We start from the raw sequence: 24,197 nt of genomic DNA, 5'->3' as shown, positions 1-24,197 counted from the left end.
TTGCGCTCCGGGCGCCTAAAAGGTTCCCCTGCAGAAAAGATGCCACATCGGCATTTCGCGCTTGGCAACACGAAAAAGACTCGTTAAACAACCGTTTCCGGGCGGGCTGGCTGGTAGCTGGCGCGTCTGTGTTCGCACTCCGACAACCCACATCGCAGGAGACTTTTCCTTTCAGGCTATCCATACGGATCGCTCGAAGGGGATGGGACGCGCGACGCGGATTTGAGGAAGGCGGGCAGGGGTCACCAATAAGTCAGATGATGGCTTATCGATGATCTTGAATCCTGTCCGAGACTGCTGGCGCCTTAGATAAACGCAAGTTTCATCAACGGCTTAATCGTAAAACTTGATGCAGCCAGCATAGACGGGTGAAGACTGGATTTCGCCAATGTCGTTTTGTGCGACATGACGCGTATTTGGTTCGAACCTCGACACCCCGCGCCAGTGCTGGTTCGCCAGGAAGGTTCGGGAGGGCAGGCTATCATATCGTCTCGCCCGACGTGTCTTTGGACTGCGTGTTTTAATGAGCACGTGTCTTGAGGTCAGGTTCAGGTGGGGCGGTGGGTGTAACCCGGCGGTCCTATCTCGATAGAGGCCGCCAACCGGAGAGAGCTTGCTGTGGAAAGAGCGGCTAAAAAGGACGCGGTCGACGCGCTGAACGGGGTCTTCAAGACCACCAGCGTTGCGGTCGTCGCCCATTATTCCGGCCTCACCGTTGCCCAGATGCAGAATCTGCGTTCGCAGATGAAGCTGGCCGGCGCCTCGGTGAAGGTCTCGAAGAACCGTCTCGCCAAAATTGCTCTTGAAGGCACGGATGTTGCTGCCATCGGTTCCCTGTTGAAGGGCCCGACTGTGATCGCCACCTCGGACGATCCGGTAGCGGCACCGAAGGTTGCCGTCGAATTTGCCAAGGCGAACGAGAAGTTCATCATCCTTGGCGGCTCGATGGGTAAAACCGTCCTGAACGTCGACAGCGTCAAGGCTCTGGCCGCGCTGCCCTCGCTCGACGAACTGCGCGCGAAGATCCTCGGCCTCCTTGTGGCGCCGGCGACCAAGATCGCTCAGCTCTCGACAGCTCCCGCGGCGAAGCTCGCGCGTGTTGTTCAGGCTTATGCCTCAAAGAGCGAAGCGGCCTGACGCCCTTCGCATTCAAACCCTGGTTCGAACCAAATACGCTTAAGGAAATAGACAATGGCTGACCTACAGAAAATCGTTGACGATCTCTCGAGCCTGACCGTGCTCGAAGCTGCCGACCTCGCCAAGATGCTCGAAGAAAAGTGGGGCGTTTCGGCTGCTGCTGCTGTTGCAGTTGCTGGTCCGGCTGCTGGTGCCGGTGCCGCCGCAGTTGAAGAAAAGACCGACTTCACTGTCGTTCTCGCCGCCGCAGGCGACAAGAAGATCGAAGTCATCAAGGAAGTCCGTGCGATCACGGGTCTTGGCCTCAAGGAAGCCAAGGACCTGGTCGAAGGTGCGCCGAAGCCCCTCAAGGAAGGCGTTGCCAAGGACGAAGCCGAAAAGATCAAGGCTCAGCTCGAGAAGGCTGGCGCCAAGGTCGAGCTCAAGTAAGACCCTTTGGGTTCCCTCGAGGAGCGGCTTTCTTGGCCGCTCTTCGAACGGGAACCCGATGTACTACACAGGAATGTGTGGGGATGCGCTGGGAACCACCCTCGAATCTCCATGATTGCCATCCCATATCGGGACGGCAGCACGAAAACGCGGTCTGACAGCAGGAGCGGCGACGCCTCTGGTTAAGCCGTTGGGAGACAGGCAATTTCGGGCTTTTCGGTCCGTAGCTAGACGGTTTGGACGGGCGAGATGCAGTCGGGCATCGCGCACGTCGTTTTGCGTTCTGCGATTCAAATGCTCAGGAGGGGGATTTTGTTCCTCATGTTGAGCGCCGAATTCGGGGCGTTCTTGGAAATTCAACCCGGAGGCGATGGCAGTCGCGCTCTGGAAGGTTCGCCCCTTTCGGGCGACGCAATGAGAGGCCACGATGGGTCAGCAGACGTTCACAGGTCGCAAGCGCGTTCGCAAGTTCTTCGGTCATATTAAAGAAGTCGCAGAGATGCCGAACCTCATCGAGGTTCAGAAGGCGTCCTACGACCAGTTCCTGATGGTCGATGAGCCGACCGGCGGTCGCCTCGACGAAGGTCTGCAGGCTGTTTTCCGTTCGGTGTTTCCGATCTCGGATTTCTCGGGCACCTCGATGCTGGAATTCGTGCGCTACGAATTCGAGCCGCCGAAATATGACGTTGATGAGTGCCGTCAGCGCGGCATGACCTATGCTGCGCCGCTGAAGGTGACGCTGCGCCTGATCGTGTTCGATATCGACGAAGAAACCGGCGCCAAGTCCGTCAAGGACATCAAGGAGCAGGACGTCTACATGGGCGATATCCCGCTCATGACCATGAACGGCACCTTCGTCGTCAACGGCACCGAGCGCGTCATCGTTTCGCAGATGCATCGTTCGCCGGGCGTGTTCTTCGACCACGACAAGGGCAAGACCCATTCGTCGGGCAAGCTGCTGTTCGCCGCCCGCGTGATCCCGTATCGCGGCTCCTGGCTCGACATCGAATTCGACGCCAAGGACATCGTGTTCGCGCGTATCGACCGTCGCCGCAAGATTCCGGTGACGTCGCTGATGTTTGCGCTGGGTCTGGACGGCGAGGAAATCCTCTCGACGTTCTACAAGAAGATCCAGTTCAAGAAGATCAAGGAAGGCTGGCGCGTTCCGTTCGATGCCACCCGTTTCCGTGGCTACTCCACCGTCAACGACCTGATCGATGCCGACACCGGCAAGGTCGTGCTCGAAGCCGGCAAGAAGCTCACCGTGCGCGCTGCCCGTCAGCTCGCCGAGAAGGGCCTCAAGGCGCTGCGTCTGACCGATGAAGAGTTGGTCGGCAACTATCTCGCCGAGGACCTCGTCAACGTGAAGACCGGTGAAATCTACGCCGAAGCCGGCGAGGAGATCACCGAGAAGTCGCTGAAGGCGCTGAACGAGGAGGGCTACAAGGAACTCCCGCTGCTCGACATCGACCACGTCAACATCGGTGCCTATATCCGCAACACGCTCTCGGCAGACAAGAACTTGACGCGTGAAGACGCGCTGTTCGACATCTATCGCGTGATGCGTCCGGGCGAGCCGCCGACGCTCGAATCCGCGCAGAACATGTTCCAGTCGCTGTTCTTCGACAGTGAGCGCTACGACCTCTCGGCCGTGGGCCGCGTGAAGATGAACATGCGCCTCGAACTCGACGCGCCGGACACTCATCGCACGCTGCGCAAGGAAGACATCCTGGCCGTCATCAAGACGCTGGTGGATCTGCGCGACGGCAAGGGCGAAATCGACGACATCGACCATCTCGGCAACCGCCGTGTGCGTTCGGTGGGCGAGCTGATGGAAAATCAGTATCGCGTCGGCCTGCTGCGCATGGAACGCGCCATCAAGGAACGTATGTCGTCCGTCGACATCGACACCGTGATGCCGCAGGACCTGATCAACGCGAAGCCCGCGGCTGCCGCGGTGCGCGAGTTCTTCGGTTCGTCGCAGCTGTCGCAGTTCATGGACCAGACCAACCCGCTCTCGGAAATCACCCACAAGCGTCGTCTCTCGGCGCTTGGACCGGGCGGTCTGACCCGCGAGCGCGCCGGCTTCGAAGTCCGCGACGTCCATCCGACCCATTACGGCCGTATCTGCCCGATCGAGACGCCGGAAGGCCCGAACATCGGTCTGATCAACTCGCTCGCCACCTTCGCGCGCGTCAACAAGTACGGCTTCGTCGAGACCCCTTACCGCAAGGTCAAGGACGGTCGCGTCACCGATGAGGTCGTGTACCTCAGCGCGATGGAAGAGGGCCGCTATTCGGTCGCGCAGGCGAACGTGTCGCTCGACGCCAAGGGCAAGTTCACCGAAGACATGGTGATCTGCCGTCACGCCGGTGACGTGTTGCCGCTGCCGGCCGACAAGGTCGACTACATGGACGTGTCGCCGAAGCAGCTCGTTTCGGTCGCTGCGGCGCTGATCCCGTTCCTCGAGAACGACGACGCCAACCGCGCGCTGATGGGCTCGAACATGCAGCGTCAGGCTGTGCCTCTGGTGCGCGCTGAAGCGCCGTTCGTCGGTACCGGCATGGAAGCCGTCGTGGCCCGCGACTCCGGTGCTGCGATCGCTGCCCGCCGTTCGGGTGTCATCGACCAGATCGACGCAACTCGCGTGGTTATCCGTGCGACCGAAGATCTCGATCCGACCAAGTCGGGCGTCGATATCTATCGCCTGATGAAGTACCAGCGTTCGAACCAGTCGACCTGTATCAACCAGCGTCCGCTGGTGAAGGTTGGCGACGTCATTCGCAAGGGCGACATCATTGCCGACGGTCCGTCGACCGATCTCGGTGAACTCGCACTCGGCCGTAACGTGCTCGTCGCGTTCATGCCGTGGAATGGCTACAACTTCGAAGACTCGATCCTCCTCTCGGAGCGGATCGTGAAGGAAGACGTCTTCACCTCGATCCACATCGAGGAATTCGAAGTCATGGCCCGCGACACCAAGCTCGGCCCTGAGGAAATCACTCGCGACATTCCGAACGTGTCGGAAGAAGCGCTGAAGAACCTCGACGAAGCCGGCATCGTCTATATCGGCGCCGAAGTACGCGCCGGTGACATCCTGGTCGGCAAGATCACGCCGAAGGGCGAAAGCCCGATGACGCCGGAAGAAAAGCTTCTGCGCGCCATCTTCGGTGAAAAGGCGTCGGACGTTCGCGATACCTCGCTCCGCGTGCCTCCGGGCGTGCAGGGCACGATCGTCGAAGTCCGCGTGTTCAACCGGCACGGCGTCGACAAGGACGAACGTGCTCTGGCGATCGAGCGGGAAGAAATCGAACGTCTCGCCAAGGACCGTGACGACGAACAGGCCATCCTGGATCGTAACGTCTACGGCCGTCTGGCTGATCTTCTGGAGAACAAGGTCGGCATCGCCGGTCCGAAGGGCTTCAAGAAGGACGGCAAGATCACGCGCGCCGTGCTCGACGAGAATCCGCGGTCGCAGTGGTGGATGTTCGCCACCGCAAACGACAAGCTGATGACCGAAATCGAAGCGATGCGGAAGCAGTACGACGAGTCGAAGAAGGGCCTTGAACAGCGCTTCCTCGACAAGGTCGAGAAGTTGCAGCGTGGCGACGAACTGCCGCCAGGCGTGATGAAGATGGTCAAGGTCTTCGTCGCGGTGAAGCGCAAGATTCAGCCCGGCGACAAGATGGCCGGACGTCACGGCAACAAGGGCGTGGTGTCGAAGATCGTTCCGATCGAAGACATGCCGTTCCTTGAAGACGGTACGCATGCGGACATCGTGCTGAACCCGCTCGGCGTGCCATCGCGCATGAACGTCGGTCAGATCTTGGAGACGCATCTTGGCTGGGCCTGCGCAGGCATGGGCAAGAAGATCGGTCAGACCATCGACGCCTACTACCAGAAGCAGGATCTGAAGCCGCTGCGCGACACCCTGAAGAAGGTTTACGGCGAAGACGAAGTCATCAAGTCGCTGAACGACACCGAGCTGCTTGAACTGGCGCGTAACCTGAAGCCCGGCGTGCCGATTGCGACGCCGGTGTTCGACGGTGCGAAGGAAGCCGACATCGAAGAGATGTTGAAGATGGCTGGCTTCGACGCATCCGGTCAGTCCACCGTCTATGACGGCCGGACCGGCGACCAGTTCGATCGCAAGGTGACCGTGGGCTACATCTACATGCTCAAGCTTCACCATCTCGTGGACGACAAGATCCACGCGCGTTCGATCGGTCCGTACTCGCTCGTCACGCAGCAGCCGCTGGGTGGTAAGGCGCAGTTCGGCGGTCAGCGCTTCGGTGAAATGGAAGTGTGGGCGCTCGAGGCTTACGGCGCGGCGTACACGCTCCAGGAAATGCTGACGGTGAAGTCGGACGACGTCGCAGGCCGTACCAAGGTCTACGAGGCGATCGTGCGCGGCGACGACACGTTCGAGGCCGGTATCCCGGAATCGTTCAACGTGCTGGTCAAGGAAATGCGCTCGCTCGGCCTCAACGTCGACCTGCACAATTCCAAGCTGCCGGGGCCGACCTCCGAAGCTGCCGAGTAAGAACAAGCGTTACGCCCGGCCTGATGGCCGGGCGTCCGCACCCAGCCGGGACGTGAGGCAGGGTGTGTGGCTCTAAAGAATTTCGAATTTGCTGCTGATGGCGATCGGCACGCGAGGAGAAGACGATGAACCAAGAAATTATGAATCTCTTCAATCCGACGACTCCGGCTCAGGTCTTCGACCAGATCCGGATCTCGATTGCGTCCCCGGAGAAGATTCTGTCGTGGTCCTACGGCGAGATCAAGAAGCCGGAAACCATCAATTACCGTACCTTCAAGCCCGAGCGCGACGGCCTGTTCTGCGCCCGCATCTTCGGGCCCATCAAGGATTACGAGTGCTTGTGCGGCAAGTACAAGCGCATGAAGTACAAGGGCATCATCTGCGAGAAGTGCTCGGTCGAAGTGACCTTGTCGCGCGTCAGACGCGAGCGCATGGGTCATATCGAACTGGCCGCTCCGGTTGCGCATATCTGGTTCCTGAAGTCGCTGCCGTCGCGCATCGGCCAGTTGCTGGACATGACGCTCAAGGATCTCGAGCGCATCCTGTACTTTGAATACTACGTCGTTCTCGAGCCGGGTCTCACCGCGCTTAAGGACCGTCAGCTGCTGTCTGAAGAAGAGTATCTGAAGGCGCAGGACGAATACGGCCAGGACTCGTTCACCGCGATGATCGGTGCCGAGGCGATCCGTGAACTGTTGAAGGGTCTGGAGCTTGAGAAGCTCGACGAGCAGCTGCGCGTCGAGATGAAGGAGACCGAATCCGACATCAAGCACAAGAAGCTCGCCAAGCGCCTGAAGATCGTCGAGGCCTTCCGCTATTCCGGCAACAAGCCGGAATGGATGATCCTCACGGTGGTGCCGGTGATCCCGCCGGATCTGCGTCCGCTGGTGCCGCTGGATGGCGGCCGCTTCGCGACGTCGGATCTGAACGATCTGTATCGCCGCGTCATCAACCGTAACAACCGCTTGAAGCGTCTGATGGAGCTCCGCGCGCCGGACATCATCATCCGCAACGAAAAGCGCATGCTGCAGGAGGCCGTCGACGCACTGTTCGACAACGGCCGCCGTGGCCGTGTCATCACCGGCGCCAACAAGCGTCCGCTGAAGTCGCTGGCCGACATGTTGAAGGGCAAGCAGGGTCGTTTCCGTCAGAACCTGCTCGGCAAGCGCGTCGACTATTCGGGCCGTTCGGTCATCGTCGTCGGTCCGGAACTGCGTTTGCATCAGTGCGGCCTGCCGAAGAAGATGGCGCTCGAACTGTTCAAGCCGTTCATCTATTCGCGTCTCGACGCCAAGGGTCTGTCCACCACGGTGAAGCAGGCGAAGAAGCTCGTTGAAAAAGAACGTCCCGAGGTCTGGGATATTCTCGACGAGGTCATTCGCGAGCATCCCGTGCTGCTGAACCGCGCGCCGACGCTGCATCGTCTGGGCATCCAGGCGTTCGAGCCGGTGCTGATCGAAGGCAAGGCGATCCAGCTGCATCCGCTGGTCTGCTCGGCCTTCAACGCCGACTTCGACGGCGACCAGATGGCCGTGCACGTTCCGCTGTCGCTTGAAGCGCAGCTGGAAGCGCGCGTCCTGATGATGTCGACCAACAACATCCTGCATCCCGCGAACGGTCAGCCGATCATCGTGCCGTCGCAGGACATCGTGCTGGGTCTGTACTACCTGTCGACCATGCGTGCGGGTCTCCCGGGCGAAAACAAGCTGTATCGTGAGATGGCGGAGATCGAGCATGCGCTGCATGCGAAGGTCATCCACCTCCACACCAAGATCAAATACAGCTGGTCCGGTCTCGACGCGGACGGCAAGCCGGTCACGCGCATGGTGGAAACCACTGCCGGTCGTGCGATGCTCGGTCAGGTTCTGCCGAAGTCGCCGAAGATGCCTTTCGACGTCATCAACAAGCTGATGACCAAGAAAGAAATCTCGGGCGTCATCGATCAGGTCTACCGTCACTGCGGTCAGAAAGAGACCGTGATCTTCTGCGATCGCATCATGGCGCTCGGCTTCTACAACGCGTTCAAGGCCGGCATCTCGTTCGGCAAGGACGACATGGTCGTGCCGGGTTCGAAGTGGAAGATCGTCGACGCCACCCGTGCGTTCGCGAAGGACTTCGAACAGCAGTACAATGACGGCCTGATCACCCACGGTGAGAAGTACAACAAGGTCGTCGACGCCTGGTCGAAGGCGGGTGAAGAAGTCGCCAAGGAGATGATGAAAGAAATCTCCTCGGTGAAGAGGAATGCGGCGGGTGAAGAAGCCCAGATCAACTCGATCTACATGATGGCGCATTCCGGTGCCCGTGGTTCGCCGGCCCAGATGCGTCAGCTCGGTGGTATGCGCGGCCTGATGGCCAAGCCGTCGGGCGAGATCATCGAAACGCCGATCATCTCGAACTTCAAGGAAGGTCTGTCGGTTCTCGAATACTTCAACTCGACCCACGGCGCTCGTAAGGGCCTCGCGGACACCGCGTTGAAGACCGCGAACTCGGGCTATCTGACCCGCCGTCTCGTCGACGTGGCGCAGGACTGCATCATCACGCAGACCGATTGCGGCACCAATCTCGGCATCAAGATGCGCGCCATCATCGACTCCGGTTCGGTGGTCGCATCGCTGGCGTCGCGTATCCTGGGTCGTTCGGCCTGCGAAGACATTCGCGATCCCGCGACCAACAAGGTGCTGATCAAGCGCAACACGCTGATGGAAGAGAAGGACGTCGATCTGCTCCAGCAGGCCGGCATCCAGGAAGTGAAGATCCGTTCGGCTCTGACTTGCGAACTGGTCAACGGCATCTGCGGCACCTGCTACGGCCGCGATCTGGCCCGCGGCACGCCCGTCAACCACGGTGAGGCCGTCGGCGTCATCGCGGCGCAGTCGATCGGCGAGCCCGGTACGCAGCTGACGATGCGTACCTTCCACATCGGCGGTGCGGCGCAGCTCAACGAGCAGTCGGTGATCGAGTCGAACTTCGACGGCAAGATCACGATCAAGAACGAGAACATCGCCAAGAACGGCGAAGGCCACATGGTTGCAATGGTGCGCAACATGGTCATCGCCATCTCTGACGCCGATGGCACCGAGCGTGCGACGTACCGTATCCAGTACGGCGCTCGCGTTCACGTGGCCAACGGCGACATGATCAAGCGTGGCCAGCGCATCGCGGAATGGGATCCGTATTCCCGTCCGCTGCTGACCGAAGTCGACGGCACGATCGGGTTCGAGGACCTGGTCGACGGCCAGTCGATTGCGGAAACGCTCGACGAGTCGACCGGTATCGCCAAGCGCGTCGTTACCGATTGGCGTTCGTCGCGTGGCGGTGCGGATCTGCGTCCGGCCATCGTCATCAAGGGCAAGGACGGCAAGGTCCTCAAGCTCGCACGTGGCGGCGATGCCCGTTACATGCTGTCGCCCGACGCCATTCTGTCGGTCGACGTCGATGCCAAGGTGACCTCGGGTGACATTCTTGCCCGTGTCTCGATGGAAAGCGCGAAGACGCGTGACATCACCGGCGGTCTGCCGCGGGTGGCCGAACTGTTCGAGGCGCGCAAGCCGAAGGACGCGGCGATCATCGCGGAAATTGGCGGCACCATCCGCTTTGGACGCGACTACAAGAACAAGCGTCGCATCTCGATCGAGCCGCTCGACAAGAACGAGGAGACCCGCGAGTACCTCATTCCGAAGGGCAAGCAGATCCATCTGCAGGACGGCGACATCGTCGAAAAGGGCGATTACATCGTCGAAGGCAATCCGGCGCCGCACGACATTCTGGCGATCAAGGGCATCGAGGAACTCGCTGCCTATCTGGTCAACGAAATCCAGGAAGTTTACCGGTTGCAGGGCGTGCTCATCAACGACAAGCACATCGAAGTGATTGTCCGTCAGATGCTGCAGAAGGTCGAGATCACCGATCAGGGCGAGACCGACATGATCTCGGGCGAGCAGATCGACAAGATCGAGTTCGACGCGCTGAACCTGAAGGCGAAGGAAGAAGGCAAGAAGATCGCGACCGGAAACCCTGTGCTGCTGGGCATCACCAAGGCCAGCTTGCAGACCCGTTCGTTCTTCTCGGCAGCGTCGTTCCAGGAGACCACGCGCGTGCTCACCGAAGCTGCCGTCAACGGCAAGGTGGACCCGCTCGAAGGCCTCAAGGAAAACGTCATTGTCGGCCGCCTGATCCCGGCCGGTACCGGCGCCTCGATGGCGAAGATCCGCGAAGTCGCAATGAAGCGCGACAAGATGATCCTCGACGAGCGCGAGAAGCAGGCGGCTATCGTGCCGTCGGCTCCGGCAGAAGAACCGCTGATGCTGCCGTCGGCCGAGTAATCGGTCACTGCAGATCACATCAATGCCATGGAAAAGGCCGGCGAAAGCCGGCCTTTTTCGCGTCTGACGTGTGTTGCGGCGCACTACATGCTTTTGTTCATCTTTCCTTCAGCTGAAAAATGTTTTCACTTGGAGGGGGTTAGCGCGAGTCGACGGGGTCGACGGGCCAGCCTTGCAGCGTCAGCGGATTCCGCTTTGGCTGGGAATACGTTACATCGACCATTGCCGGATATTGCCGCCGGCAAACACGACGCGTGAAAGAAACCTATGCTTGATCTTGCAATTGTTGGTGGTGGTCCAGGCGGCCTGATGAGCGCCTGGTATCTCAAGAAGAAGCTCGGCGATCTCTGTCGTGTCACCATCTACGAAGCGTCCGACCGCGTCGGTGGCAAGATTCTCACACGCAAGTTCGATACAGCGCCAGCCATGTACGAAGCTGGCGTTGCGGAAATCTACGATTACTCGATGACAGGGCCGGATCCGCTGCGTGAGCTGATCCAGCATTTCGGCCTGCAGACCATTCCGATGGATGCCGAGCAGGTGCAGCTCGACGGCGAGCTGCTCAACGACGTGCCAGGCATGCGCAAGAAGTACGGCCCGAAGACTGCAGCGGCGATCGAGGCGTTTCGCAAGAAGTGCGCGAGCATGGTGTCGCCGATCGAATATTACGAAGGCGTCGGTTCGCACGACAACGAACACCCCTGGGCATGGATTAATGCCGAGGAGCTGCTTGATAAGGAAGTTAGCGATCCCATTGCCAAGCGCTTCCTGAAGGTGATGGCGCGCTCCGACATCGCGACCGAGACACACAACACCAACGGCCTCAATGCGCTGAAGAACTTCGTGATGGATGTCGATGGCTATATCGGCCTCTATTCGATCCAGAACGGCAACGAGCAGCTGATCTCCTGCCTGCAGTCGGAAGTCGATGCCGACATCCGGCTCAATCACCGTGTGCTCAAGGTCGGCAAGACCGAGCAGGGCCGCTATCAGCTCGACATGATGAACGGCAAGGGGCCGGACACCCGCGATTTCGATCTCGTGGTGATGTGCCTGCCGCATTCATGGCTGGCGACCATGCGCTGGGACGGCGAGCAGCTGCGCAAGTCGATGGTCAAGCATGTCTCTTACTTCGACCGCCCGGCGCATTATCTGCGGATCTCGCTGCTGTTCGATACGCCGTTCTGGGGCGAGCAGATTCCCGGTGCCTGGTTCATGTCCGAAGCCTTCGGCGGCTGCTGTGTCTATAACGAGGGCGCGCGCCACGATGTCGGCAAGCACGGCGTGCTGAACTGGCTGGTGCCAGGCTCCGACGCGCTGGCCTTTGCCAACCTCACAGACGATGAGTTGATTGATGCCGCGCTGAAGTCGTTGCCAGCCTCGTTTGGCGATGCGCGTGCGCATCTGCTGGAAGGCAAGATCCATCGCTGGCTGTCGTCCGTCAATGCGATCCCTGGCGGCATGCCGGTGCGCGATGTCATGACCAATCACCGGCCGGAGCCGAAGGAGCACCCGGGTCTCGTCGTGGTCGGCGACTATCTGTTCGACTCCACGCTCAATGGTCTGCTCGACTCCTCCGATGCCGCCACCGACATTATCCTCACCGAGATGATGCGCCTGCGCCGTGCGCAGGGTCAGAATGGCACGACGATCTCCGACAAGATCGATCGCGACTATTTCCAGAACTATCGCGGTGTCGGCCCTTATAGCGAAGTCTGGAGCCAGTTCACCGATCCGGCGTATCTGACAAATCTCATCAAGATCGTCTGGGGCCGCGCCAAGGGCTACAAGCTGCTGGTTGCCGGCTCGGCATCAGGCGAACTGGTCGGCGCGCTGCGTGCCAGGGGGATCGACGCCTGGGGTGTCGAGAATAACAAGGCGATCCACGCCAGGACGCCAAAGGCGCTGCAGAAGTTCAACAAGCTCGGCTCGATCACCGATCTGCCCTTCAAGGCCGGGCAGTTCGATTTCGTGTTCGAGACCAGCCTGTGTCACGTGAGCGACAAGCAGGTGGTGACGGCGGTGCAGGAGCTCAACCGCGTGGTGAAGACCGGCCTCGTGTTCGGTTCGGTCACGTCCGACATGGCGCCGGCGGTGATCGATCGCTACGACCTGCTGCGCGGCGTCAAGAAGCTCGGCACCTGGTGGGAGTGGTCGGAACTGTTCTTCGGCAACGGCTTCGACCTGTCGATGCATCGCCGCGACTGCACCGAGGCGGTGTGGGAAGCGACACTGGCCGCCGGCAAGGGGCCGGGCCATTGGTATGCCGACGCGGACAGCCTGCGTTACTCGTTCTTCGACAAGGTCGATGCCGAGGATTGATCTTTGGCATCCGCCCTTGGTTGCTTTGCCGAGGACATTCTGATCGCATAGGATCATTGCCGTGGCTGTCCGGGCCGCTTCATTGATTCTTGCGGTCGAAGACCGTGCAGCAACGGTTCGTTCCATGGCGTCGAAGCCACCTCCAAAGCCTCCATCTGACGACAAGAACGCGGCCGAGCCGGCCACGCCGCTCGATGACAAGTTTGCGCTCCCAGTTGGCGCTGCCGCCGCTGCGGTTCCCAGCACGAAACCGCCGGCTGTCGAGAAGACGGCAAAAGCCAAGCCCGCCGTCGATGATGACGACGAGGATGAAGACGACGAGCTCGATGACGATGATGACGAGGAACTCGTCGTCTTCACCGCGCGCGAGGCGGCCGGCGCATTCGGAACGGTCTATCGTTTCACGCGGCCGTTGCTCGGCAAGTACCGCAAGCTGCTTGGCTTCGTTGGCTTCGGCGTTCTGGTCGAGACGCTGTTCAACGTCATCATGCCGCTCAGCCTCAAATATCTGATCGACGACGCGCTCGGCGAGGAAGACTTCGACGCGCTGTTCAAGATCCTGTCGGTGCTGGCGGTCGCCGGCATTGTCACGTCGATCGTTGCGATCTGGTACGAGCGCTGGGACGCCAAACTGGCAGCCTCAATCATCACGGACGTCCGCTCACGCCTGTTCGATCACGTGCAGGATCTGCCGTCGGCCTATTTCGCCCGCACCAAGCGCGGCGAGATCCTGTCCCGCTTCTCGATCGATCTGTCGTCTTTCGAGACGGCCATCAAGAGTTTCGCCAACAGCGCATTGCTGCCGTTCCTCGAACTGATCGCCGGCATCGGGCTGATGCTGTATCTGAACTGGCAGCTGGCCGCCGTCGCGCTACTGATTTTCCCGATCACGCTGATCGGCCCGCGCATCCTGACGCCGAAGGCCGTGCAGGCCAATTACGACCAGAAGCTCAGCGAAGCTTCAGTGCTCGGTATGGTGCAGGAAAACATCGCGGCACAGGCGGTGATCAAGGCCTTCAGCCTGCAGCGGCGTACCATGGGCTGGTTCCGGCTACGCAATAACGAAACGCGCGACAGGATTGCGGCGGCGACCTTCCTGTCGACCATGGTCGAGCGCTCGGTCACCGTCTCGGTGTTGTTGCTGCATTTGGTGGTGCTGGCGATCGGCGCCTATCTCGCCACCAAGGGCCAGATTACCGTCGGTACCTTCGTCACCTTCGAAAGCGCGTTCTGGGAGGTGTCCTACAACATCGCCCATGTGATGCATTTCATCCCGGTGTCGATCCAGGCGGCCGCGGCCGTGCGGCACATGGAGGAGATGCTCGACGAGCCCACCCGCGGTGCCGACAAGCCGGGCTCACCGGAGCTGCCGCGCATCGTCAACGACATCACGTTCGATCGCGTCTCGTTCAAGTATGAGAACAGCCAGCAGCCAGTGCTCGACAATCTCAGCCTCAAGATCAATGTCGGCAAGACCGTCGCCATTGTCGGCCCGTCAGGTTCCGGCAAGAGCACGCTGCTCAACCTGATCCTGCGGCTCTATGTGCCGGACGAGGGCAGGGTGACCATTGACGGCGTCGATATCCGCAAGATCACGCGCGAGTCCCTGCGCGGACACATGGCCGTGGTGTTCCAGGAGAACATGCTGTTCAACATGTCGATCCGCGAGAACATCCGGCTCGGCAAGGAAGGCGCCACCGACGAGGAAGTCGAGCAGGCGGCACGCAAGGCCGAGATCCATCGCTACATCATGAGCCTGCCAGACAAATACGATACGCAGGTCGGTGAACGCGGCGATACGCTATCCGGCGGCCAACGCCAGCGCATTGCGATCGCGCGGGCTGTCGTCCGCAATCCGTCGGTGCTCCTGCTGGATGAGGCGACATCCGCCCTCGACCAGACAACCGAGGCGGCGCTCAACAAGACGCTGTTCAAACTCGCCAAGGGCCGCACCCTGATTTCGTCGACGCACCGGCTGGCCGCCGTGGTGGATATGGACGAAATCATCGTCATCAATGGCGGCAAGGCGATCGAGCGCGGCTCGCACAAGGAGCTGCTGGCGCTGAACGGTACCTATCGCCAGCTCTGGGACGACCAGCGGCACAGGTCATCAGCCAACGACGATGATGATGACGAGGATGACGACGACGAGTGAGCGCATCTGACAATGCGCGAGGCGGTCATCCCGCCGTTCGCAGCAAGCCCGCCGCGAGCTGGCGGAAAGCCTCGACAGCTTTCGTAAGAACCGCGTGGGGATCGTCGGCGGCAGCGATCCAGAGGGCGGCGTTGAGCGCCGCGCCATTGATCAGACGGGCTGCCGCTTCGGCATCGACAGGCTTGACCGTTCCATCGTCGATCAGCCGTTGAATCGCCTGTGTTGTCGTGCGCAGACACGCCGTCTGGTTCGGCCATTGCGAGGGATCGCCGAGCACGGCGGGGCCGTCCAGCAGCATGATGCGCTGGATCTCCGGCTCGAGGGACATTTCGATATAGGCGACGCCTTCGTTGAGAAACCCGTCCCATGCGGTGTCAGCCTGACCGCGGGCAGCGCGCATGCGCGCCAACATTTCCGAGTCGATCTGATCGATGACGGCCTGCAGCAAACCCTTCTTGTCGCCGAAGTTGTGATAGAGCGCGCCGCGCGTCAGGCCGGCTTCGGCGGTCAGATCGTCCATCGATGCCGCCGCATAGCCTTTGGCGGCGAAAGCCGTCCGGGCCGCCCGGATGAGTTTGGCCCGGGTTTCCTCCACCATTTCCGCTCGTCGTCTCGCGACCACTGTCATCTTCGCAAAATAACATACGCGCTGTATGTATATTGACATACGTGGCGTATGTCAGATTATGCTGACATACGAGGCGTATATAATCTCTGAACAAGGACTGACACCATGACCAAACGCGACGCGATTTTCCCGGCCGGCCGGCAGGCGCTTTACGAGATCAACCGGTATTCGGCGGCGATACGCTCGGGCGACCTCCTGTTTGTCTCGGGCCAGGTCGGCAGCCGGGAAGACGGCTCGCCGGAGCCGGTCTTCGAAAAGCAGGTCCAGCTGGCATTCGATAACCTCGCGGCCGTGCTGAAGGCTGCAGGTTGCACATTCGACGACGTGGTCGACGTCACCACCTTCCACACCGACCCGGCCACCCAGTTCGCGGCGGTCAATGCCGTCCGATTGGCCGTGATTGGCGAGCCGCCTTACCCGAACTGGACCGCGGTCGGGGTCAACTGGCTCGCGGGCTTCGATTTCGAGATCAAGGTCATCGCACGCCTCCCTGCATCCGCCTGATTGGCTGACCGTGGGCGTCGAATGAGCGGCGGCGTACCGCTCCACTCGACGCTCCGGTAACATTTGCTCCTGATCGGCCGCTGCCCGGTGTGTCGATTCGGGACACGATACGGTTTGCATCGGATGCGGGTCGGCGGGGCAGGGCGCAAAAAATCCGCAACCCAGGCGATTCTCTTTCATCAAACTGCAACGAATCCGAGTCGCGGATTCTTTCGTGGATGACATGGCGGGCGTCGAAATCGCGTATGTTCTGTCATGATCCACATGCTAGAAGATGCAGTGCGAGAAGCGTTTCTTTCATCGCGCTTTGTTGTTGACTTGGGTATCCCCTGCGGATACAACCCGGCCATTCAACGACAGGCGGTGAGCTTCGCCAGTGTCGGAACGGATCACCCAATCGGCTTTTCGGAGCTAATCGGGCACCAACCTCGACCAAGAAGCTCAAACGCTGTCGCTATATCAAGGCAATGCCAAAACGACGTTTGTCTCCTGAGAGACTTCTCTCTTGAGATTAAATTCGAATGCATGACCTCGGTGCAGACCTAAAGACGTAAGTCTGGCGGTCATGATCGCGGTCCTCTGTGGCGTTAAGCGCTTTCCGTTCAGCAATGAATGGTTGGCGTGATTTCGTTTTGCGTGAAGCTTTTCACGTGATGCGAACCGTGGGGCAGGTTGCTCCGAGTGATTTTGAGGAAGCCGTTACGGCTTCGAGCGAACTAAAGGGTGAAGGCTGACATGCCGACGATCAACCAGCTGATCGCTACTCCGCGCGCAATTCAGAAGTCGCGCAAGAAGGTTCCTGCGCTGCAGCAGTCGCCGCAGAAGCGCGGCGTTTGCACGCGCGTCTACACGACGACTCCGAAGAAGCCGAACTCGGCGCTTCGTAAGGTTGCCAAGGTGCGTCTGACCAATGGCTTCGAAGTCATCGGTTACATTCCGGGTGAAGGTCATAACCTTCAGGAGCACTCCGTGGTCATGATCCGCGGCGGTCGCGTCAAGGATTTGCCCGGCGTGCGTTACCACATCCTCCGCGGCGTGCTGGATACCCAGGGCGTCAAGAACCGTAAGCAGCGTCGTTCGAAGTACGGCGCGAAGCGTCCGAAGTAAGCCGGGGTCTGATCGATGTCTCGTCGCCATTCAGCTGAAAAGCGTGAAGTTAACCCGGATCCGAAGTTCGGGAACGTCATCGTCACCAAGTTCATGAATTCGATCATGTATGACGGCAAGAAGTCTGCCGCCGAAACCATCGTTTACGGTGCTTTCGAAATGATCGAAGCGAAGACCAAGCAGGGTCCGCTCGGCGTGTTCGAGCAGGCTTTGGAAAATGTGATGCCGACGATCGAGGTTCGTTCGCGTCGCGTCGGTGGCGCTACCTATCAGGTGCCGGTTGAAGTCCGCAGCATTCGGCGCCAGGCGCTGGGCATTCGCTGGCTGATCACCGCTGCGCGCGCTCGCAACGAGAAGACCATGACCGAGCGTCTCTCGGCTGAGCTGCTCGATGCGTCGAACAACCGTGGTAACGCCGTGAAGAAGCGGGAAGACGTGCACAAGATGGCGGAAGCCAACCGCGCATTCTCGCATTATCGCTGGTAACGGCGAAACTCCGGAATTTAAGGAACATCCCATGCCTCGCGTACATGCCATTGAGGACTACCGTAACTTCGGTATCATGGCGCATATCGATGCCGGTAAGACGACAACGACCGAGCGCATCCTCTATTACACCGGCAAGAGCCACAAAATCGGCGAAGTGCACGAAGGTGCCGCGACGATGGATTGGATGGAGCAGGAGCAGGAGCGTGGCATCACCATCACGTCCGCTGCCACCACTGCATTCTGGAACGGCCACCGCCTGAACATTATCGACACCCCCGGCCACGTCGACTTCACGATTGAAGTCGAGCGTTCGCTGCGTGTGCTCGACGGCGCTGTATGCGTTCTCGACTCCAACCAGGGCGTCGAGCCGCAGACCGAAACCGTCTGGCGTCAGGGCGACAAGTACAAGGTTCCGCGGATCGTTTTCGCGAACAAGATGGATAAGACCGGCGCTGACTTCTACAAGTGCCTTCAGGACATCATCGACCGTCTCGGCGCGAAGCCCGTTGCGATCCAGCTGCCGATCGGCGCGGAGAACGACTTCGTGGGCATGATCGATCTTGTGATCATGAAGGCCTATATCTGGAACAACGAAGCGCTCGGCGCGAAGTACGAAACCGTCGACATTCCGGCTGACCTGCTCGAGAAGGCCAAGGAATATCGCGAGAAGCTGCTCGAAGCCGCCGTTGAACTCGACGACGACGCGATGGCTGCTTACCTCGACGGCACCGAGCCGGACGAGGCGACCCTCAAGCGTTTGATCCGTAAGGCCGTGCTGACTGGCGCGTTCTATCCGGTTCTCTGCGGCTCGGCCTTCAAGAACAAGGGCGTGCAGCCTTTGCTCGACGCGGTTGTCGATTATCTGCCGTCGCCGGTTGACGTTCCTGCCATCAAGGGCACGGACGAAGACGGTAACGAGATCCTCCGCAAGGCAGACGACAAGGAGCCGCTGGCTCTGCTCGCATTCAAGATCATGGACGATCCGTTCGTCGGTACCATCACGTTCTGCCGCATCTATTCGGGTGTTCTGCAGAGCGGCACCGGTGTCGTGAACTCGACCCGTGAGAAGAAAGAACGTATCGGCCGCATGCTGTTGATGCATGCGAACAACCGTGAAGACATCAAGGAAGCCTTTGCCGGCGACATCGTCGCTCTGGCTGGCCTCAAGGAAGCCCGCACCGGTGATACGCTTTGCGATCCGGACAAGCAGGTCATTCTCGAGCGCATGGAATTCCCGGAGCCGGTGATCGAAATCGCGATCGAGCCGAAGTCCAAGGCCGACCAGGAAAAGCTGGGCGTTGCTCTGGCGAAGCTCGCTGCGGAAGATCCGTCGTTCCGCGTGTCGACCGACCACGAGTCCGGCCAGACCATCCTGAAGGGCATGGGCGAACTCCATCTCGACATCAAGGTCGACATTCTGCGCCGTACCTACAAGGTCGATGCGAATATCGGCGCACCGCAGGTGGCGTTCCGTGAGAAGATCACGAAGCGCGCTGAAGTCGACTACACCCACAAGAAGCAGACCGGTGGTACCGGCCAGTTCGCCCGCGTCAAGTTCGTGGTCGAGCCGGGCGAGCCGGGGTCGGGCTTCGTGTTCGAATCCAAGGTCGTCGGTGGTTCGGTTCCGAAGGAATACATCCCCGGCGTCGAAAAGGGTCTCAACAGCGTCATGACCTCGGGCGTGGTCGCGGGCTTCCCCGTGGTCGACGTTCATGTCCAGCTGGTTGACGGCGCCTATCACGACGTCGACTCGTCGGCACTGGCCTTCGAAATTGCTTCGCGCGCGGCACTTCGCGACGCGCTGCAGAAGGGCAAGTCCGTTCTGCTCGAGCCGATCATGAAGGTCGAATGCGTGACCCCGGAAGACTACACCGGTTCGGTCATCGGCGACTTGAACTCGCGGCGCGGTCAGATCCAGGGTCAGGACATGCGCGGCAACGCCAACGTCATCAACGCGATGGTGCCGCTCATGAACATGTTCGGTTACGTGAACACGCTGCGCTCGATGAGCCAGGGTCGTGCAACGTTCTCGATGTCATTCGATCACTACGCGGAAGCGCCGGCCAATGTGTCGGCAGAAGTCCAGAAGAAGTTTGCCTGATTGTCGTTAGCGACAGTTGACGACTAAACGGAGAGAGTCATGGCCAAAGCAAAATTTGAACGTAACAAGCCGCACTGCAATATTGGTACGATCGGTCACGTTGACCACGGCAAGACGTCGCTGACAGCGGCGATCACGAAGGTGCTGGCAGAGTCGGGTGGTGCGACGTTCACCGCTTACGACCAGATCGACAAGGCGCCTGAGGAAAAGGCCCGCGGCATCACCATTTCGACCGCGCACGTCGAATACGAGACCGCCAACCGCCACTATGCCCACGTCGACTGCCCCGGCCACGCCGACTATGTGAAGAACATGATCACGGGTGCCGCGCAGATGGACGGCGCGATCCTGGTCGTGTCGGCTGCCGACGGCCCGATGCCGCAGACCCGCGAGCACATCCTGCTCGCCCGTCAGGTCGGCGTTCCGGCGCTGGTCGTGTTCCTGAACAAGTGCGACATGGTCGACGATCCGGAGCTGCTCGAGCTCGTGGAAATGGAAGTCCGCGAACTGCTCTCGAAGTACGACTTCCCGGGCGACGACATTCCGATCGTCAAGGGTTCGGCACTAGCCGCTCTCGAAAACTCGGACGTTAAGCTCGGCCACGACGCCATTCTCGAACTGATGAAGAACGTCGACAGCTACATCCCGCAGCCGGAGCGTCCGGTTGATCAGCCGTTCCTGATGCCGGTGGAAGACGTGTTCTCGATCTCGGGCCGTGGTACGGTCGTGACCGGCCGCGTCGAGCGCGGCATCGTCAAGGTCGGCGAGGAAATCGAAATCGTCGGCATCCGCGCCACGCAGAAGACGATCTGCACCGGCGTTGAAATGTTCCGCAAGCTGCTCGATCAGGGCCAGGCCGGCGACAACATCGGCGCGCTGCTGCGCGGCACCAAGCGTGAAGACGTCGAGCGCGGCCAGGTGCTGTGCAAGCCGGGTTCGGTGAAGCCGCACACCAAGTTCAAGGCCGAGGCCTACATTCTGACCAAGGAAGAGGGTGGCCGTCACACGCCGTTCTTCACCAACTACCGTCCGCAGTTCTACTTCCGCACCACCGACGTAACCGGTGTGGTTCATCTGCCGGAAGGCACCGAAATGGTGATGCCGGGCGACAACATTGCCATGGAAGTGCACCTGATCGTGCCGATCGCGATGGAAGAGAAGCTGCGCTTCGCCATCCGTGAAGGCGGCCGCACCGTCGGTGCTGGCGTCGTCGCGAGCATCATCGAGTAAGGACGCGAACAGGAAGTCGTGAGTAGCGGGTCTCGCTACTCGCTACTCGCAACAACCATTCGCTTTCAAAGAAAGACACGGCAATGAACGGCCAGAATATCCGCATTCGTCTCAAGGCGTTCGATCATCGTATCCTCGATGCATCGACCCGTGAGATCGTAAGCACCGCGAAGCGCACGGGTGCACAGGTCCGTGGACCAATCCCGCTGCCGACGCGCATCGAGAAGTTCACGGTCAACCGTTCGCCGCACGTCGACAAGAAGAGCCGCGAGCAGTTCGAGATGCGCACTCATAAGCGTCTTCTCGATATCGTCGATCCGACCCCGCAGACAGTCGATGCTTTGATGAAGCTCGACCTGGCCGCCGGTGTCGACGTCGAGATCAAGCTCTAAGTATTTAGGTCCCGTCCGGTCAAACGGACAGAAAGAACAGGAAGCACGCCGATGCGCTCCGGAGTGATCGCACAAAAGGTCGGGATGACCCGGGTCTTCACAGACGCCGGTGAACATATCCCTGTGACCGTGCTCAAGCTGGGTAACTGCCAGGTGGTTGGCCACCTCACCAGCGAGAAGAACGGTTACGTCGCGCTGCAGCTCGGATCGGGCTCGCGCAAGACCGTGTATTTGCCAAAGGCTGAACGCGGCCAGTTCGCGGTCGCCAAGGTTGAACCCAAGCGGAAGGTCGCGGAATTCCGCGTGTCGGAAGACGCGCTGATCCCGGTCGGCGCCGAGATCCAGGCAGACCACTTCGTGGTTGGCCAGTTCGTCGATGTCACCGGCACCTCGGTCGGTAAGGGCTTCGCCGGTGGTATGAAGCGCTGGAATTTCGGCGGTCTTCGCGCCACGCACGGTGTGTCGGTTTCGCATCGTTCGATCGGTTCGACCGGTGGTCGTCAGGATCCCGGCAAGACCTTCAAGAACAAGAAGATGCCCGGTCACATGGGTGTCGATCGTATCACCACGCTCAACCTGCGCGTCGTGCAGCTTGATGTCGAGCGCGGCCTGATCCTCGTCGAAGGCGCCGTTCCCGGCTCCAAGGGCGGTTGGATTTCGGTTCGCGATGCGGTGAAGAAGGCTCTGCCGAAGGACGCGCCGAAGCCCGGCAAGTTCAAGCTGGCAGGAGAGGGTGCGGCCGTTGAAGCACCTGCCGCCGAGCAGGAAGGAGCGTGAGATGAAACTGAACGTCACCACGCTTGAGGGCAAGGACGCCGGCTCGATCGAGTTGTCGGATGCCATCTTCGGTCTCGACCCGCGCGCCGACATCATCCAGCGTTGCGTGAACTGGCAGCTCGCAAAGCGCCAGTCGGGCAACCACAAGGCCAAGGGCCGCGCCGAAATCTGGCGCACCGGCAAGAAGATGTACAAGCAGAAGGGCACCGGCGGTGCTCGTCACGGTTCGGCTCGCGTTCCGCAGTTCCGCGGCGGTGGTCGTGCCTTCGGTCCGGTCGTTCGCTCCCATGCGTTCGATCTGCCGAAGAAGGTCCGTGCGCTCGCGCTGAAGCATGCTCTGTCGGCGAAGGCCAAGGACGGCGGCTTGATCGTGATCGAGAACGCCAACCTGGAAGCCGCCAAGACCAAAGCTCTGCTCGGTCACTTCTCGGGTCTCGGCCTGACCAATGCGCTGATCATCGACGGCGCCGAGGTTCATGTCGGTTTCGCTCAGGCGGCCCGTAACATTCCGAACATCGACGTGCTGCCGATCCAGGGCATCAACGTCTATGACATTCTGCGTCGTCAGAAGCTGGTTCTGACCAAGGCGGCGCTTGATGCGTTGGAGGCGCGCTTCAAATGAAGAACATCGACCCGCGCCATTACGACGTGATCGTCGCCCCTGTGGTGACGGAAAAGGCCACTGTCGCTTCTGAATTCAACAAGGTTGTTTTCAAGGTCGACGGCAAGGCCACCAAGCCGCAGATCAAGGAAGCCGTCGAAAAGCTGTTCGACGTCAAGGTAAAGAGCGTGAACACGCTGGTTCGCAAGGGCAAGACGAAGATCTTCCGTGGCAACCTCGGTTCACAGTCGAACGTCAAGCGTGCGATCGTGACCCTCGAAGAGGGCCACCGCATCGACGTTACGACCGGACTGTAAGGGCGATCAACGATGGCACTTAAGACATTCAACCCAACGACACCCGGCCAGCGTCAGCTGGTCATGGTGGATCGTTCCGCGCTGTACAAGGGCAAGCCTGTCAAGGCTCTGACCGAAGGCAAGCACTCGGCTGGCGGTCGTAACAACACCGGTCGCATCACGGTGCGCTTCCGTGGCGGTGGCCACAAGAAGTCCTATCGTATCGTCGACTTCAAGCGTTCCAAGGTCGACGTTCCGGCCGTGGTCGAGCGTCTGGAATACGATCCGAACCGCACCGCGTTCATCGCGCTGATCAAGTACACCGATGGCGAGCAGGCTTATATCCTGGCGCCGCAGCGTCTGGCCGTTGGCGATACCGTCATCGCCGGCAGCTATGTCGACGTGAAGCCGGGCAATGTCATGCCGCTCGGCAACATGCCGATCGGCACGATCATCCACAACGTCGAGATGAAGATCGGGAAGGGCGGCCAGATCGCTCGTTCCGCCGGCACCTATGCCCAGCTCGTCGGTCGTGACCATGATTACGTGATCATCCGTCTGAACTCGGGCGAACAGCGCCTGGTTCACGGTCGTTGCACCGCCACCATCGGCGCTGTGTCGAACCCGGATCACATGAACATCTCGATCGGCAAGGCCGGTCGTACCCGCTGGCTCGGCTGGCGTCCGCATAACCGCGGCGTCGTCATGAACCCGATCGACCATCCGCACGGTGGTGGTGAAGGTCGTACCTCGGGTGGTCGTCACCCGGTTACGCCCTGGGGCAAGCCGACCAAGGGCAAGAAGACCCGGTCGAACAAGTCGACCAACAAGTTCATTCTCATCAGCCGCCACAAGCGGAAGAAGTAAGGATCGCCGGACATGGTTCGTTCAGTCTGGAAAGGCCCGTTCGTCGAGGGTTCGCTGCTCAAGAAGGCAGATGCCGCTCGTTCGTCTGGTCGTCATGATGTGATCAAGATCTGGAGCCGTCGCTCGACGATCTTGCCGCAGTTCGTGGGTCTCACCTTCGGCGTTTACAACGGCCAGAAGCATGTACCTGTCGCTGTGAACGAGGAAATGGTTGGTCACAAGTTCGGCGAGTTCTCGCCGACCCGTACCTTCCATGGCCACGCCGGCGACAAGAAAGCCAAGAAGGGCTGAGGA

The 24,197-nt window shown here is 60.3% G+C and carries 18 protein-coding genes; 17 read left to right on the top strand and 1 reads right to left on the bottom strand.

Annotated features, from left to right (window positions below):
• Positions 1-618 precede the first annotated feature (618 nt).
• From rplJ to RSO67_RS05730, 6 genes are all read left to right on the top strand, one after another.
• Positions 619-1,137, top strand: a complete 519-nt coding sequence (gene rplJ, locus RSO67_RS05755) for a 50S ribosomal protein L10 (protein ID WP_315842716.1) — start codon at positions 619-621, stop codon at positions 1,135-1,137.
• A gap of 54 nt (positions 1,138-1,191) precedes the next feature.
• A complete protein-coding gene (rplL, locus tag RSO67_RS05750) occupies positions 1,192-1,566 on the top strand; it encodes a 50S ribosomal protein L7/L12 (RefSeq protein ID WP_315842715.1) in 375 nt (124 codons plus the stop codon).
• Between the two features lie 427 nt (positions 1,567-1,993).
• A complete protein-coding gene (gene rpoB, locus RSO67_RS05745; protein ID WP_315842714.1) occupies positions 1,994-6,109 on the top strand; it encodes a DNA-directed RNA polymerase subunit beta in 4,116 nt (1,371 codons plus the stop codon).
• 125 nt (positions 6,110-6,234) lie between these two features.
• Entirely contained in the window at positions 6,235-10,434 is a 4,200-nt protein-coding gene (gene rpoC / locus RSO67_RS05740) for a DNA-directed RNA polymerase subunit beta' (RefSeq protein WP_315842713.1), read from the top strand.
• 267 nt (positions 10,435-10,701) lie between these two features.
• Positions 10,702-12,756, top strand: a complete 2,055-nt coding sequence (locus RSO67_RS05735; protein ID WP_315842712.1) for an FAD-dependent oxidoreductase — start codon at positions 10,702-10,704, stop codon at positions 12,754-12,756.
• A gap of 124 nt (positions 12,757-12,880) precedes the next feature.
• On the top strand, positions 12,881-14,911 hold the full coding sequence (locus RSO67_RS05730) for an ABC transporter ATP-binding protein (RefSeq protein WP_315842711.1): 2,031 nt from the start codon (positions 12,881-12,883) through the stop codon (positions 14,909-14,911).
• A 25-nt stretch (positions 14,912-14,936) separates the two neighbouring features.
• Here RSO67_RS05730 and RSO67_RS05725 read toward each other — a convergent pair whose 3' ends face one another.
• Positions 14,937-15,509, bottom strand: a complete 573-nt coding sequence (locus RSO67_RS05725) for a TetR/AcrR family transcriptional regulator (protein ID WP_315842710.1) — start codon at positions 15,507-15,509, stop codon at positions 14,937-14,939.
• A 135-nt stretch (positions 15,510-15,644) separates the two neighbouring features.
• On the opposite strand from RSO67_RS05725, the gene RSO67_RS05720 reads away from it, so the two are divergent.
• The 11 genes from RSO67_RS05720 (at position 15,645) to rpsS (ending at position 24,194) form a co-directional block, all read left to right on the top strand.
• A complete protein-coding gene (locus RSO67_RS05720) occupies positions 15,645-16,043 on the top strand; it encodes a RidA family protein (protein WP_175365590.1) in 399 nt (132 codons plus the stop codon).
• A gap of 735 nt (positions 16,044-16,778) precedes the next feature.
• Entirely contained in the window at positions 16,779-17,150 is a 372-nt protein-coding gene (gene rpsL / locus RSO67_RS05715) for a 30S ribosomal protein S12 (protein WP_068731626.1), read from the top strand.
• A 15-nt stretch (positions 17,151-17,165) separates the two neighbouring features.
• Complete coding sequence (gene rpsG / locus RSO67_RS05710) at positions 17,166-17,636, top strand: 30S ribosomal protein S7 (protein ID WP_068731502.1); 471 nt, start codon at positions 17,166-17,168, stop codon at positions 17,634-17,636.
• Positions 17,637-17,667: 31 nt separating this feature from the next.
• The gene (gene fusA, locus RSO67_RS05705; protein ID WP_315842709.1) at positions 17,668-19,740 is read left to right on the top strand and encodes an elongation factor G; all 2,073 of its coding nucleotides are present in this window, start codon (positions 17,668-17,670) and stop codon (positions 19,738-19,740) included.
• Between the two features lie 39 nt (positions 19,741-19,779).
• On the top strand, positions 19,780-20,970 hold the full coding sequence (gene tuf, locus RSO67_RS05700) for an elongation factor Tu (RefSeq protein ID WP_315842708.1): 1,191 nt from the start codon (positions 19,780-19,782) through the stop codon (positions 20,968-20,970).
• An 83-nt stretch (positions 20,971-21,053) separates the two neighbouring features.
• On the top strand, positions 21,054-21,362 hold the full coding sequence (gene rpsJ / locus RSO67_RS05695; protein ID WP_013166261.1) for a 30S ribosomal protein S10: 309 nt from the start codon (positions 21,054-21,056) through the stop codon (positions 21,360-21,362).
• A 51-nt stretch (positions 21,363-21,413) separates the two neighbouring features.
• The gene (rplC, locus tag RSO67_RS05690) at positions 21,414-22,139 is read left to right on the top strand and encodes a 50S ribosomal protein L3 (protein ID WP_315842707.1); all 726 of its coding nucleotides are present in this window, start codon (positions 21,414-21,416) and stop codon (positions 22,137-22,139) included.
• Position 22,140: 1 nt separating this feature from the next.
• Positions 22,141-22,761 carry a 50S ribosomal protein L4 gene (gene rplD, locus RSO67_RS05685; protein WP_120291944.1) on the top strand — a complete coding sequence of 207 codons (621 nt, stop codon included), beginning with the start codon at positions 22,141-22,143 and terminating at the stop codon, positions 22,759-22,761.
• Positions 22,758-23,057 (top strand): 50S ribosomal protein L23, encoded by a 300-nt coding sequence (locus tag RSO67_RS05680; protein WP_068731492.1) that lies wholly within the window; start codon positions 22,758-22,760, stop codon positions 23,055-23,057. The genes rplD and RSO67_RS05680 overlap by 4 nt, the downstream gene beginning before the upstream one ends.
• A 12-nt stretch (positions 23,058-23,069) precedes the next feature.
• A complete protein-coding gene (rplB, locus tag RSO67_RS05675) occupies positions 23,070-23,903 on the top strand; it encodes a 50S ribosomal protein L2 (protein WP_068731490.1) in 834 nt (277 codons plus the stop codon).
• 12 nt (positions 23,904-23,915) lie between these two features.
• Positions 23,916-24,194, top strand: a complete 279-nt coding sequence (rpsS, locus tag RSO67_RS05670) for a 30S ribosomal protein S19 (protein WP_089268170.1) — start codon at positions 23,916-23,918, stop codon at positions 24,192-24,194.
• Positions 24,195-24,197 lie beyond the last annotated feature (3 nt).

It is taken from the genome of Tardiphaga sp. 709 (assembly GCF_032401055.1).
GTDB lineage: Bacteria > Pseudomonadota > Alphaproteobacteria > Rhizobiales > Xanthobacteraceae > Tardiphaga.
Note: the sequence above shows the minus strand (reverse complement) of the source record. Positions and strands in the feature narration are given on the sequence as shown.